The organism is Actinobacillus pleuropneumoniae (assembly GCF_003290385.1).
GTDB lineage: Bacteria > Pseudomonadota > Gammaproteobacteria > Enterobacterales > Pasteurellaceae > Actinobacillus > Actinobacillus lignieresii.
Genome location: NZ_CP030753.1, coordinates 2,217,390 through 2,230,421, shown reverse-complemented (window position 1 = coordinate 2,230,421; position 13,032 = coordinate 2,217,390). Strand labels below are relative to the sequence as shown.

Here is a 13,032-nt window from a genome sequence, read left to right as displayed (position 1 = left end):
CCATATAAACAGCTATGATAGACTGTACTTAATTTAATGATTAAGAGATATATCGCTATGCAAATGCTTACCCTCGCTCAACAAGCTAAAATCGCCAGCATCGAACTGGCTCAATTCGGAAATGTTCAAAAAAATCACGCACTTCTTACCATTGCCGAACAATTGGAACAACGCTCGGCGGAAATTCTTGCCGCTAATGCCAAAGATATTGAATTTGCAAAAAATCAGGGAATTTCGACCGCTATCATCGACCGTTTATTATTAAACGAAAGCCGTTTGCAAGGCATTGCCAACGATGTACGTAACGTGGCGAAGCTTGCAGATCCGGTCGGGCAGGTGATTGACGGCGGCGTATTAAATTCAGGGCTGAAAATTGAACGTCAGCGTGTGCCGCTCGGTGTAATTCTCACTATTTATGAAGCACGTCCTAATGTAACGATTGATGTTGCTTCGCTATGCTTGAAAACCGGCAATGCGGTGATTTTGCGCGGTGGCAAAGAAACCAAATTTACTAATGCGGTGTTAGTGGAAGTCGTACAACAAGCGTTAGAAACCGCCGGTTTACCGAAACTGGCGGTTCAGGCAGTCACCGATCCCGATCGTGCTTTATTACTCGAATTATTAAAACTCGATCGTTACATTGATATGGTAATCCCTCGTGGAGGTGCCGGTTTGCATCAGTTCTGTAAAGAGAACTCGACCATTCCGGTAATTGTCGGTGGAATCGGTGTTTGTCATATGTTTGTCGAAAAAAGTGCCGACCAAGAAAAAGCGTTAGAGCTGATTGCGAATGCTAAAACGCAACGTCCAAGTACTTGTAATACGCTTGAAACCCTATTAGTTGAAAAAGCAATAGCGGGCGAATTTTTACCGAAACTTGCAAATCGAATGAAAGCATTAGACGTGACATTACATACCGATGATTTGCAAAAAACTGAGGGAATTGAACCGCTTGATGACGCGAGAATGCGCCAAGAATGGCTTTCGTTAGATTTAAATGTGGTGGTGATCGATAACTTAACCAAAGCGGTGGAACATATTCGTGAATACGGCTCGCAACATTCGGAAGCCATTCTGACTTCCGATTACCAACTTGCTCGCCAGTTTGTTGCCCAAGTCGATGCAGCGGCAGTCTATATCAATGCCAGCACCCGTTTTACTGATGGCGGTGAATTCGGTTTAGGGGCGGAAGTGGCAGTCAGCACCCAGAAACTCCACGCACGAGGTCCAATGGGCTTAGAGGCGCTCACCACCTATAAATGGGTCTGTGAAGGGGATTATTTGGTGAGAAAATAAGTCAATGAAGGAAAATAATGTCTTTGTCACAACCGCTTTTTATTAAACTGCTTCTGAAACGCTGGAAAATTCACAATATTCCGGTTTCTGCAGGTTATTTAACTTACAGCACAACATTAGCGATTGTACCGTTGGTTATGGTGGTATTTTCTATTTTTACCGCTTTTCCTATCTTTCAGGAAGCAACTGAGCAACTGAAAACGCTGATTTACGATAACTTTGCCCCAAATGCCGGCGATATGGTGGAAGAATATATTGATCTGTTTGTAGCAAACTCAAAAAAAATGGGAATTGTCAGTACTATCGGTTTGGTCGTGGTCGCTCTAATGCTGATTCAAAGCATTGATGAAACACTTAATAAAATGTGGCGTAACCACCGTAAGCGGTCAATTTTTATCTCTTTTTTGCTGTATACCGTAATTTTATTTATCGCACCTTTACTTGCAGGCGGTAGTATTGCGATTAGTTCGTATATCTTTTCAATGGCGATTTTTAATGAAAACGGTTTGCTATCCTTTAGCCAGCAGCTATTACAATACACGCCGTTTTTGTTAATTTGGTTATTATTCACCACCGTTTATTGGCTGGTGCCGAATACTAAAGTGAATATTCTACATGCTATGCTCGGTGCGATTGTTGCCGCAATCTTTTTTACCTTAGGTAAGCAAGCCTTCGTTTGGTACATTAGCACCTTTCCGTCTTATCAAGCGATTTACGGCGCATTAGCGGTATTACCGATTATGCTGTTATGGATTCATTTGAGCTGGCAAGTAGTACTGTTCGGCGGACTAATTACCTCTACTCTAAATGTATATAATGAAATGAAAAAAGGAAAACTCAATTTATGATCGGCTTAATCCAACGTGTAAAATGGGCAAAAGTGGAAGTTGATAACCAAACGGTCGGTGAAATTTCACATGGCTTATTGGTATTACTTGGCGTAGAACAGGGTGACCACCAAGCCAAAGCGGATAAATTACTGGAAAAAGTGCTTAACTATCGAGTGTTTTCCGATGAACAAGGCAAAATGAACTTAAACGTACAGCAAGCCGGCGGCAGTTTATTAGTAGTATCGCAATTTACTTTAGCCGCTGATACCAATAAAGGTTTACGCCCAAGTTTTTCGCATGGTGCAGCCCCGCAGGAAGCGAATGCGTTATACGAATATTTTCATCAACAAGCCGCTCGGAAAATCCATACTCAAACCGGACAATTCGCAGCGGATATGCAAGTCAGTTTGCAAAATGACGGGCCGGTGACTTTTTGGCTACAGATCTAAAACGAAAAAAGGTGCAATGAATTGCACCTTTTTACTTAATAGAAAAATTGTTGTCCTCGGCTGCCGTCACATTGGTAAATCGCCAGTTTGTTACCTTGTTTACCAATATCCAAACATTTACCGCTCATACTGCTACGGATTTGTTGCCCGTCTCTAAACCATTGCTGATTCTCTCCGCCATGACAGCGATAAGTAATCACTTTCGCACCGTCATTTTGTCTTTCTCCGCCGACATCCAAACACTGCCCATTCACTTTAATCTGCGAATTGACGAATTCAAAACGCTGGTTCGCTTTGCCGTGACAACGATATGCAATCACGCCATGATAATTCGAACCGCTTTGGTCTAAACATTGACCGGATGCTGTTCTAATTAGCCTACGATGTGTTGAATGAGGATAATCATGTTGATTCGGTATAAGAATGACATTCTGCTGATGAGTAGGATAATCCCCTTGATGAGGCGACGGAACGACATAAACGCAAGCCGATAAAAACAAGGCTATGGGCAATACTCTTAACATTAAAATCTCCTTTATTATTTTTACTTTTTTAACGTTATAAGAATGATGTTACACCTGAAAGTTCCCGAACGGTTGAAATGAAAATGCCCCAACCGATTCGCTGAGGCATTTAGTTTGTGAAAAACGACTGAAATCAGACCGCTTACGCCGCTTTCATTAGGCTTGGCTTCGTCGTGATTTTCAATAAGAAATAACCGATTATCGCAGCAACGAAAGTCCCCATTAAAATACCTAAACGAGCTAAGGCAAGCACGCTTTCACTCGCATCTTCCTCTCCGAACGCAAGTCCGGCAATAAACATCGACATAGTAAACCCGATACCGCACAGTACCGCAATCGCGAAAATTTGTTTTAAATTGATACCTTCAGGTATTTTTGCTATACCTAACAATACGGCTACATAGCTAAATAAGAAAACCCCGACCGGTTTACCGATAATTAAACCTAATGCCACCCCTAATGGTAACGGAGAAGCTAATTTATCTAAGCTCATTCCCTCAAGCGATACGCCGGCATTCGAGAAAGCGAATAACGGTAAAATCGCAAACGAACACCACGGGGCAAGCGCATGTTCCAAATGATGTAACGGCGCTTCGCCGTTTTTACCGCGCAACGGAATACAGAAACCGATAATTACACCCGCTAAAGTTGCGTGTACTCCTGATTTTAAAACCGAAGCCCAAAGAATAGTACCGATAATGGCGTAGTTGATTAATCCGGTTACTTTATAACGATTCATTGCCACTAAAATAACAATCGCGATACTTGCAATAGTTAAAGCTTGCATACTCATCTCATGCGAGAAGAATAAGGCAATCACGATAATCGCCCCTAAGTCGTCAATAATCGCCAATGCAAGTAAAAATACTTTGAGTGCCGGTGGAACTTGTTTACTGAGTAAAGCGACAATCCCTAATGCAAAGGCAATATCGGTTGCCATCGGGATCGCCCAACCTTGCTGATATTCGGGACTGTTTTGGTTAATAAACCAATAAACCAATGCAGGTATGATCATTCCGCCTAACGCAGCGACGGCAGGAAAAATCGCCTTTTGATAGCTTGAAAGCGAGCCTTCAAACAGCTCTCTTTTCACTTCCATACCGACTAAGATAAAAAAGACCGCCATAAAACCGTCATTCACCCACATCAATAACGGTTTATCAATACTAAAAGCCCCGAATTTAATCGCTACTTCCGTTTGTAGAAAACTAAAATACAACTGATTCAAATCGGTATTGGCAAAAATCATCGCAAGTAGTGCCGATACCAACAGTAAAATCCCACTCGCCGCTTCTAATTTCAGAAATTTCTGAATTTGTTTTAACATGCAAAAAAATCTCCTCTATAAGTACGACCGAAAAACCTTCGATCGTATAGCCAATAAACTTAATATCGACCTTAACATTTTTTTAACCGAATACAAAAGCAAAATCCGCTATAATTTAGCAGTTTTTAGACCTATATCCGGTCTGCTTGTCTCTTTTATAACCATTTCGGAGTAATTATGTCAAATGAATGGCTCTATTGGGCATTGATTTCCGCCTTATTTGCCGCCTTTACCGCAATCTTTGCCAAAGTCGGTTTACAAGGTATCGATTCGGATTTTGCGACCTTTATCCGTACTATCGTCATTATTATCGCACTCATCGCCTTCCTCACTTACAGTAACAAATGGCAACCGCTCGGCTCGCTTACCGGCAAAAACTGGACGTTTTTAATTCTTTCGGGAATTGCAACCGGCGTTTCATGGTTAGCTTATTTTAAAGCGTTACAAATGGGTAATGCGTCGCAAGTTGCACCGATTGATAAATTCAGTATCGTGCTGGTTACACTGTTTGCGGTCATCTTTTTAGGCGAAAGACCAAGCGGTCAAGATTGGATTGGAATTGCGCTGGTGGCGGCGGGTGTTTTAACCCTTGCGATAAAGCGGTAAAATAATGCCGATTTTTTACAAAATTCCGATTAAATTTAACCGCTTGCAACACACGATTTATGCCTAACTCATTCCCGATTATCGAAGTGGTGTTTGCTCATCATGACGAACCGATACCGCTTCCTTTCTTACCGCCAAAGGATCTTTCCGAACGCCAATTACAACGTTGGAAAAGCCGCAGAACGGCTCGTTTTTTATTGGCGCAACTGTTTGAAAAATATCAATTGCCGATGAATTTATTAGACAATATTCAACGCACGGAAAGCGATAGACCTTTCGTACAACACGAGCAAATTGATTTTAATATCAGCCATTCCGGCGAATGGGTGGCGGTGATTTTTTGTTACCATAGACACAAATTACAAGTCGGTATTGATATTGAACATCCACAAAAAGCCAGACGCTATGCCGATCTATTATGTCATTACGCCAATCCGGAAGAGATTAGTGGCTTACTTGAGCAAAATCATACGCCGTTTACCGAATTAGCCGATCGCTTTTATTTAAGTTGGTGTTTACATGAAGCGGTATTGAAATCGCAAGGTGTGGGGATTGTGAAATTATCCGAAGTGCAACATTTTCCAAAACAGCGGTTAATCCGTTCGGCATATTGTCCGACAGGTACATTACATTTTTACTATCAACTGCCGTTTTACTTATGTTATTTTTATCAAGAGTCATCCGAGTCGCTTGCCGTTCTCAGCGAATGGAAAGCCGGAACATTGCAAAAAATTTCAAATTTTCAACCGCTTGTTTATCAAGTTAATCCGAGGAATTTCAATGCCTAAACTTACATTAGAAGAAAAACATTCCCGCTTTGGAAAATTCGTTTCCGAATTTTTTCAATGGACGCTCAATATCTCGCTATTAGTGGCGGGATTATTACTATCTTATTCGTTATTTTCCGAAGCCTATTCTCTATACGAATTATTGGTAAGTCATAGTGAAAAATTCCAAATCGTCGAGAAAATTGTGATTTTTTTCCTCTATTTTGAATTTTTGGCACTTATCGTGCAGTATTTCAAATATAATTACCACTTTCCGTTGCGTTACTTCCTGTATATCGGGATTACCGCTATGGTACGGCTAATCATTGTCGATCACTCCAATGCAATGCACACATTATTGTTCGCATTATCCATTTTAGTGATGATTATCGCTCTCTATCTTGTTCATTCAGACCGCTTACGTAAGAGCTAAGGAAATAATATGACCAAACTTCGTCAATTTTCACAACAGGATCTTCACCTGATTAAAGAAGAAACCGTTTATAAAGGGCATTTTGAATTAAAGAAAATGTATTTCCGACATAAGCTATTCTCCGGTGAAATGAGCGGTGAAATCGTGCGTGAATTACTGATTAAAGGGGCAGCGGCGGCATTAATCGCTTACGATCCCGTTCGTGATAGCGTTGTTTTAGTCGAACAAGTTCGTATCGGTGCTTATGATCCGAAATCGGATGCTTCTCCTTGGTTACTCGAACTGGTTGCCGGTATGGTGGATAAAGGTAATGAAGATCCTGCCGAAGTGGCGATTCGAGAAGCGCAAGAAGAAGCGGGATTAGTCGTCAATCAGGTCGAGCATGCGTTAAGTATTTGGGACAGCCCGGGCGGACAATTGGAACGCCTACATTTGTTCCTCGGCTTAATCGACAGTTCGACCGTTCAATCCGGTGCAACGCACGGCTTAGAAGAGGAAGGCGAAGATATTCTGGTACACGTCGTCAGCCGAGAACAAGCCTATCAATGGGTGTGTGAAGGCAAAATCGATAATGTTATCGCAGTGGTCGGTTTACAATGGTTACAACTTAATTATCAAAAATATCGAGTGTAATGAGCGTTTTCCGATAACGACGAATAATTTTGCCCTCTTTAATGAGGGCAAATTTTTTGAAGTATCCGACAAAAAAACGTAAATTTCTGTGAAAAATGAGGCATAACGCTCATTTTTAACGTTAAGTAGCTGATAAACTTATAAATAAAGTAGTAAAGTGCTCAACTAAAAGGAATATAAAGTGCCCGCATAAACAAGGAGGAATCATGAGCAGCTTTTATTCGCTTGGAAAAAAAGAACCGGTCGTTCGATTATTGCAAATCACCGATCCGCATCTTTTTACCTCGGAAAGTGAAACGTTACTCGGGGTAAACACAACCGACAGTTTTCAAGCCATACTGGATCAAATTCGGCAAAGCGAATTTGAGTACGACTTAGTCTTAGCCACCGGTGATCTGATTCAAGATCATAATCCGGAGGCTTATCATCGTTTCGCCCAAATGGTCAAACCGTTGGCAAAGCCGATTTTCTGGTTGGAAGGAAATCATGACTTGCAACCGCATATGGGATTATATCTGGCAAAGTATCCGCATATTTCTCCGGCAAAACATATTCTGGCCGGCGAAAAATGGCAAATTATTTTGCTTAACAGTCAGATTGCCGGTGCGGCAAGCGGACATCTTTCATTCGGACAATTATCATGGTTGGACAAAAAACTCGCCGAATATCCGGATCGTTATTCATTGGTCGTCCTACATCATAATATTTTATCGACCCGTTCCGCATGGCTTGATCAACATTGTCTGAATAACAGCGAGCAATTGGCTGAGGTTTTACGACATTATCCGAACGTAAGAGCGATTTTACACGGACATATTCATCAAGAAGTGGATGATATTTGGCAGAATTACCGAATTTTCGCTACCCCTTCGACCTGTATCCAATTCAAACCGAATTGTGATGACTTTACCTTAGACTTGCTTCCGCAAGGTTGGCGAGAGCTGAATTTATTTGATGACGGACATATCGAAACGCAAGTGAAGCGGTTAAATTCCAACGAATTTTTACCGGACTTTAAATCGAAAGGTTACTGATTCTAACGTGATTAATGAAAATGGCTAGGTAAAAACCTAGCGCATTTTAAAACGTAATGAATAAATTTTTAAAGTGTGTCCGAAAACACCTAAATATAGACTGATACGTATTAGGATAGTTCATAAGAATAATTTTCCTTATTATTTGATTTATTTCGCCGATTTATTGTCATAAGTTAATTTGTTTCGACGCAAACGTTTAACTTTCGATTACCAATCTTTTTAAAATAAATTTCTTTCGAATCGAAAATTTTTGCAAATTATTACATTTGTCTATTTAAAATTTCCTCAAATTCTTGTATCTTTCTTCTTTCGCAAATTCCTGTGAAAATCAACCCGCTTGAAGGAAGTCCCACAATGTCTGTAAAAAGAGTATTTGATTTAATCAAAGATAACGATATCAAATTCGTAATGTTAAAATTTACCGATATCAAAGGTAAAGAACACGGTGTTTCACTCCCGGTAAGTTTAATCGGCGACGATTTAGAAGACTTATTTGAAGAAGGTAAAATGTTCGACGGTTCGTCTGTTGAAGGTTGGAAAGCAATCAATAAAGCCGATATGCTTTTAATGCCAATCGCCGAAACCGCTGTTGTTGATCCTTTCGCTCGAATCCCTACTCTTACTCTCCGCTGTAGCATCTACGATCCAAACACAATGCAATCTTACGACCGCGACCCGCGTTCAATCGCAATCCGTGCGGAAAACTACCTGAAATCAACCGGTATCGCCGATAGCGTAATGTTTGGTCCCGAGCCTGAATTCTTCTTATTTGACGATGTGCGTTACAACATTGGTATGAACAACGTATCGTATAAAATTGATGATATTGAAGCGGCTTGGAACACGAATCGTAAATATGAAGACGGCAATACAGGCTATCGCCCGCTTAAAAAAGGCGGTTACTGTGCGGTTGCTCCGATTGATTCGGCACACGATATTCGTTCGGAAATGTGCCTAATTTTAGAAGAAATGGGCTTAGTGGTTGAAGCGCACCACCACGAAGTGGCGACGGCAGGTCAAAATGAAATTGCGACGAAATTTAACAGCTTAACGCTTAAAGCGGACGAAACGCAGATCTATAAATATGTGGTGCAAAACGTTGCGTTAGAACACGGCAAAACCGCTTGCTTTATGCCGAAACCGTTTGCAGGCGACAACGGTTCGGGAATGCACTGTAATATGTCATTAAGCAAAGACGGCAAAAACGTATTTATGGGCGACAAATATGCAGGATTATCCGAAACCGCGCTTTATTATATCGGCGGTATCATTAAACACGCTAAAGCATTAAATGCGTTTACCAACCCAAGTACAAACTCGTATAAACGTTTAGTACCGGGCTTTGAAGCGCCGGTGTTATTAGCTTATTCGGCAAGTAACCGTTCGGCATCAATCCGTATCCCGGCAGTGACCAGCCCGAAAGCAACCCGTGTTGAAGCGCGCTTCCCGGATCCGTTAGCAAACCCGTACCTCTGCTTCGCTGCATTATTAATGGCGGGCTTAGACGGTGTAGTAAATAAAATCCACCCGGGCGATGCAATGGATAAAAACCTTTATGACTTACCGCCGGAAGAACTTAAAGAAATTCCGGCAGTAGCGACTTCATTAGAGGAAGCGTTGGATTCACTTGCAGCTGACTATGAATTCTTAACCCAAGGCGGCGTATTTACCAAAGAATTTGTTGAAGCTTATATCAACATTCGTCGTAAAGAAGTAGAACGTTTAAATATGACACCGCACCCGGTAGAATTTGAAATGTACTACGCATAATTGCAAAAAGATCAAAAAAGGCGACCGCTTGGTCGTCTTTTGTTTGCCTCTTACTTCTCTTTATTGCTTTCTTTATGATTACAACAAGGCGGGACGGGATCTTCGCCGCCTTCATTCCAAGGATGGCAACGAGCAATGCGTTTAGCCGCCAGCCAGCCGCCTTTTATCGCTCCGTGCGTTTTAATCGCTTCAACCGCATAAGTCGAACACGTCGGATAAAACCGACAACGAGGCCCAATTAACGGACTAATACAATAACGATAAAAATAGATCGGCAATAACAGCAAACGAGCCCCAATCGAAGGCTTTACCGTTACGCCGGCTTTTTCGCCAGACGGATGTGACGAGCCCATAGCTTCTCCAGCATCGCAAAAAGAGTGGCATTGTCGAGCTTACCGATACCGCCTTTTGCTACGAAAACAAAATCCGCACTCGGTAATTCATGCTGCTTTAAACGAAAACTTTCACGTACAATCCGTTTAATACGATTACGATCGTGAGCGCGTTTCAAATGCTTTTTAGCAACGGTTAAACCGAGGCGAGGAATATCAAGATTATTATGACGGGCTAGAATAGTAAGTTCGGGGGTACTGGCTCGAAGCGGTTGTTCGAACACAGCTTTAAATTGAGTGGGAGCTAACAAACGTAGCTCCCGAGAAAAAGTTAGCTTTTTCACTAAAGTGATAAGGCTGTTACTTTAACTGCAAATTATGCAGATAAAGATTTACGACCTTTAGCACGACGACGCGCTAAAACTTGACGACCGTTTTTCGTAGCCATACGAGCACGGAAACCGTGAGTACGAGCACGTTTTAATACAGAAGGTTGAAATGTACGTTTCATTGTTATCTACCTAAATATTTAAAATATGTTGGCTGGAATTAAATCTTTGCCAAACGAGGACTATAAAAAAGAGTTGCGATTTTACCGATAAACGAAACGAAAATCAAGGACGAAAGCAAAATACCCTTCGATTATTTGCAAAGTTTTTCCGAAAAAAGACCGCTTAATATAGATTATTGCCTATCTCTGTAATCAACACAAAAATTCTATTTGTTTTCAGACCTAAATTAACGCAAAATTCATTTATTTCGATCCATATTTAATGAGTCTTATTTATGAATACAAATAAAATCGGCGTATTACTTGCCAATCTCGGTACGCCTGACGAACCGACAACTCCTGCGGTAAAACGTTACCTTAAGCAATTTTTAAGCGATCCTCGCGTGATCGATTTACCTAAATTCAAATGGCAATTTATCTTAAATTATATGATCCTACCGAAAAGATCACCTAAAGTCGCTAAACTTTATCGTGAGATCTGGACGGAACAGGGTTCGCCTTTACTGGCGATCTCTCGCCAACAACAACAAGCTTTACAGGATTACTTTAACCGCCAAAATCAAAACGTTTTGGTGGAGCTTGGTATGAGTTACGGTAATCCGAGTATCGAAAGTGCAACCGATCGCCTGATTAAAGCCGGCGTAAGTAAAATTATCGTATTACCGCTTTATCCGCAATACAGCAGCACGACAACCGCCTCGGTATTAGATGCGTTTGCCCGCGGCTTAACGCAACAGCGTAATATCGTTCCGTTCGAGTTTATCCATAGCTATCACAACGATCCGCTTTATATTCAAGCGTTAGCTAATACGATCCGATTGGCTGACGATGAAAAATTATTGTTCTCGTTCCACGGTATTCCGAAACGTTACCAAACCGAGGGCGATTTTTATCCGGAACACTGCCAGAAAACCGCACAGTTAGTCGCAGATAAACTATCGCTCTCCAATGAGCAATGGCTAGTGACTTATCAATCTCGTTTCGGTGATGAAGAGTGGCTACAACCTTATACCGATGAAACCTTAGAAAAATTACCGAGCCAAGGGGTGAAAAAAATTGCGGTAATTTGCGCCGGCTTTTCTGCTGATTGCTTGGAAACGTTGGAAGAAATCGCTGAGGAAAACAAAGAAAACTTCCTTAATGCAGGCGGACAATCCTATCGCTATATTCCTGCGTTAAACGCCAATACCGATCACATCAACGCATTAGCTAAGTTAATCGAAGCGAAAATCTAACAACAAGCGGTCATATTTTCCGATTTTTTTACATTTTTAAAACGTAAAAAGACACGAAAATATGACCGCCTATCCTTTTCCTCAATAACATTTCGTTTTTGTGAAACCAATCACAGTAATCTTTTATTATCTATACTATATTCTTTCCGCCTATCATAACTAGATTAAGGAGAGAGTATGAGTAATGAAGTCAGTACGAAGAAATTGATCGTTGGAACAATTTCATTGCTATGTGCCGTTATTTTCTTTGGCGGCTTTGCCAAAGATTTATGGGGTGGGATCTTTGATTACAGTAAACTGACCGGACAATTTCCCGAATGGTTAAAAACATCCGGAGGAACAAGTGCCAAAGGCGGTTTTATTTTCGCTTTAACCTTAGTGCCTAGCGTAATGTTAGCACTCGGTTTTGTTGCGGTTTTTGAACATTTCGGGGCATTATTGGCGGCTTCTAAATGGCTTAGCCCGATTTTAAAACCGCTGATGGGTATTCCGGGCGTTTGTTCCATTTCTTTAATTGCCAGTACGCAAAGTACCGATGCCGGTAGTTCGACTACCCGTTTCTTACGCAATGAAAACCAAATCAGCCATAAAGAACTGCTTATTTTTGCCGCCTTCCAATTTAGTGCCGGCGCATTCTTAACCAATTTCCTTTCTTCTTTCGCACCGCTGTTATTAATTACCGATAAAGCCGGCAGCGTCGCACCGCTTTCGATTGCAATGTGCTTAGGCATTATTTTCCTCTTCAAGATATTCGGTGCAAATTTAATGCGTCTTTATGTTAAAAAGTTCGTAAAAGAAGATGAGGTGGGTGTATGAGTAATACCAACGATAACAAATTAGTGACCGACGTATTTATCGAAGGCGCGCGAAAAGGCTGGAATATTGCGATTACCAGTACGATTCCGAACGTATTAATGGCATTTGTGATCATTTATGTGTTGAATGCTTCGGGGCTATTAAAACTGCTCGGCGAATATATCGGATTTATTATGGCACCGCTCGGCTTACCCGGTGAATCCATAGCGGTATTTTTAGCGGCGTTTCTAAGCTGGGGCGGTGCTGCCGGTGTGTTAGTCGCCTTAGTACAAGAAGGTACGTTAAACGCACAGCATATCGCTATCTTATTACCGGGTATGGCACTTGTCGGTTCTACAGTACAATATATGGGACGCGTATTGGGCGTATTAGGTGTTCCCGGTAAACACTATCTCGTTTTATTCGGTATCTGCATTATCAATGCTTATCTTGCTATGTTATTAATGCGATTTATCGTCTAATCAGG

General features: G+C 41.4%; 17 protein-coding genes. 12 read left to right on the top strand and 5 right to left on the bottom strand.

What is annotated here, in order from left to right; translation table 11 throughout:
* Positions 1-57 precede the first annotated feature (57 nt).
* Genes proA through dtd form a run of 3 tightly spaced genes read left to right on the top strand, consistent with a single transcriptional unit; the run spans position 58 to position 2,575 of the window.
* The gene (gene proA, locus DRF63_RS10645; RefSeq protein WP_005599725.1) at positions 58-1,296 is read left to right on the top strand and encodes a glutamate-5-semialdehyde dehydrogenase; all 1,239 of its coding nucleotides are present in this window, start codon (positions 58-60) and stop codon (positions 1,294-1,296) included.
* Between the two features lie 17 nt (positions 1,297-1,313).
* Entirely contained in the window at positions 1,314-2,144 is an 831-nt protein-coding gene (locus DRF63_RS10640) for a virulence factor BrkB family protein (protein WP_043991936.1), read from the top strand.
* A complete protein-coding gene (gene dtd / locus DRF63_RS10635) occupies positions 2,141-2,575 on the top strand; it encodes a D-aminoacyl-tRNA deacylase (protein ID WP_005599723.1) in 435 nt (144 codons plus the stop codon). The genes DRF63_RS10640 and dtd overlap by 4 nt, the downstream gene beginning before the upstream one ends.
* A gap of 35 nt (positions 2,576-2,610) precedes the next feature.
* On the opposite strand, the gene DRF63_RS10630 is transcribed toward dtd, so the two are convergent.
* Both DRF63_RS10630 and nhaA read right to left on the bottom strand, forming a co-directional pair.
* Positions 2,611-3,099: a ricin-type beta-trefoil lectin domain protein gene (locus DRF63_RS10630; RefSeq protein WP_005618600.1), complete on the bottom strand. Its 489-nt coding sequence runs from the start codon at positions 3,097-3,099 to the stop codon at positions 2,611-2,613.
* A 142-nt stretch (positions 3,100-3,241) separates the two neighbouring features.
* The gene (nhaA, locus tag DRF63_RS10625; protein ID WP_005599719.1) at positions 3,242-4,426 is read right to left on the bottom strand and encodes a Na+/H+ antiporter NhaA; all 1,185 of its coding nucleotides are present in this window, start codon (positions 4,424-4,426) and stop codon (positions 3,242-3,244) included.
* A 177-nt stretch (positions 4,427-4,603) separates the two neighbouring features.
* Here nhaA and DRF63_RS10620 point away from each other — a divergent pair, with 177 nt between their 5' ends.
* From DRF63_RS10620 to glnA, 6 genes are all read left to right on the top strand, one after another.
* Entirely contained in the window at positions 4,604-5,032 is a 429-nt protein-coding gene (locus DRF63_RS10620) for an EamA family transporter (RefSeq protein WP_005599716.1), read from the top strand.
* Between the two features lie 59 nt (positions 5,033-5,091).
* Complete coding sequence (locus DRF63_RS10615; RefSeq protein WP_005599714.1) at positions 5,092-5,820, top strand: 4'-phosphopantetheinyl transferase family protein; 729 nt, start codon at positions 5,092-5,094, stop codon at positions 5,818-5,820.
* Entirely contained in the window at positions 5,813-6,232 is a 420-nt protein-coding gene (gene psiE / locus DRF63_RS10610) for a phosphate-starvation-inducible protein PsiE (RefSeq protein WP_005599712.1), read from the top strand. The genes DRF63_RS10615 and psiE overlap by 8 nt, the downstream gene beginning before the upstream one ends.
* A 9-nt stretch (positions 6,233-6,241) precedes the next feature.
* The gene (nudF, locus tag DRF63_RS10605; RefSeq protein ID WP_005599710.1) at positions 6,242-6,865 is read left to right on the top strand and encodes an ADP-ribose diphosphatase; all 624 of its coding nucleotides are present in this window, start codon (positions 6,242-6,244) and stop codon (positions 6,863-6,865) included.
* A gap of 206 nt (positions 6,866-7,071) precedes the next feature.
* Positions 7,072-7,899: a 3',5'-cyclic-AMP phosphodiesterase gene (gene cpdA, locus DRF63_RS10600; protein WP_005599708.1), complete on the top strand. Its 828-nt coding sequence runs from the start codon at positions 7,072-7,074 to the stop codon at positions 7,897-7,899.
* A 357-nt stretch (positions 7,900-8,256) separates the two neighbouring features.
* Positions 8,257-9,672 (top strand): type I glutamate--ammonia ligase, encoded by a 1,416-nt coding sequence (glnA, locus tag DRF63_RS10595; RefSeq protein WP_005599706.1) that lies wholly within the window; start codon positions 8,257-8,259, stop codon positions 9,670-9,672.
* 50 nt (positions 9,673-9,722) lie between these two features.
* Here glnA and yidD read toward each other — a convergent pair whose 3' ends face one another.
* From yidD to rpmH, 3 genes are read right to left on the bottom strand one after another with little or no spacing between them, the layout of a single operon-like run.
* On the bottom strand, positions 9,723-10,025 hold the full coding sequence (gene yidD, locus DRF63_RS10590) for a membrane protein insertion efficiency factor YidD (RefSeq protein WP_005599704.1): 303 nt from the start codon (positions 10,023-10,025) through the stop codon (positions 9,723-9,725).
* Positions 9,986-10,348, bottom strand: coding sequence for a ribonuclease P protein component (rnpA, locus tag DRF63_RS10585; protein ID WP_080512817.1), 363 nt, complete (start codon positions 10,346-10,348; stop codon positions 9,986-9,988). The genes yidD and rnpA overlap by 40 nt, the downstream gene beginning before the upstream one ends.
* A gap of 32 nt (positions 10,349-10,380) precedes the next feature.
* Complete coding sequence (gene rpmH, locus DRF63_RS10580) at positions 10,381-10,515, bottom strand: 50S ribosomal protein L34 (RefSeq protein ID WP_005599701.1); 135 nt, start codon at positions 10,513-10,515, stop codon at positions 10,381-10,383.
* Between the two features lie 275 nt (positions 10,516-10,790).
* Between rpmH and hemH the strand changes: the two genes are divergently transcribed.
* From hemH to DRF63_RS10565, 3 genes are all read left to right on the top strand, one after another.
* On the top strand, positions 10,791-11,750 hold the full coding sequence (gene hemH, locus DRF63_RS10575) for a ferrochelatase (protein WP_005599694.1): 960 nt from the start codon (positions 10,791-10,793) through the stop codon (positions 11,748-11,750).
* Positions 11,751-11,927: 177 nt separating this feature from the next.
* A complete protein-coding gene (locus DRF63_RS10570; RefSeq protein WP_005599691.1) occupies positions 11,928-12,566 on the top strand; it encodes a nucleoside recognition domain-containing protein in 639 nt (212 codons plus the stop codon).
* Positions 12,563-13,027: a YjiG family protein gene (locus DRF63_RS10565; protein ID WP_005599688.1), complete on the top strand. Its 465-nt coding sequence runs from the start codon at positions 12,563-12,565 to the stop codon at positions 13,025-13,027. The genes DRF63_RS10570 and DRF63_RS10565 overlap by 4 nt, the downstream gene beginning before the upstream one ends.
* Positions 13,028-13,032 lie beyond the last annotated feature (5 nt).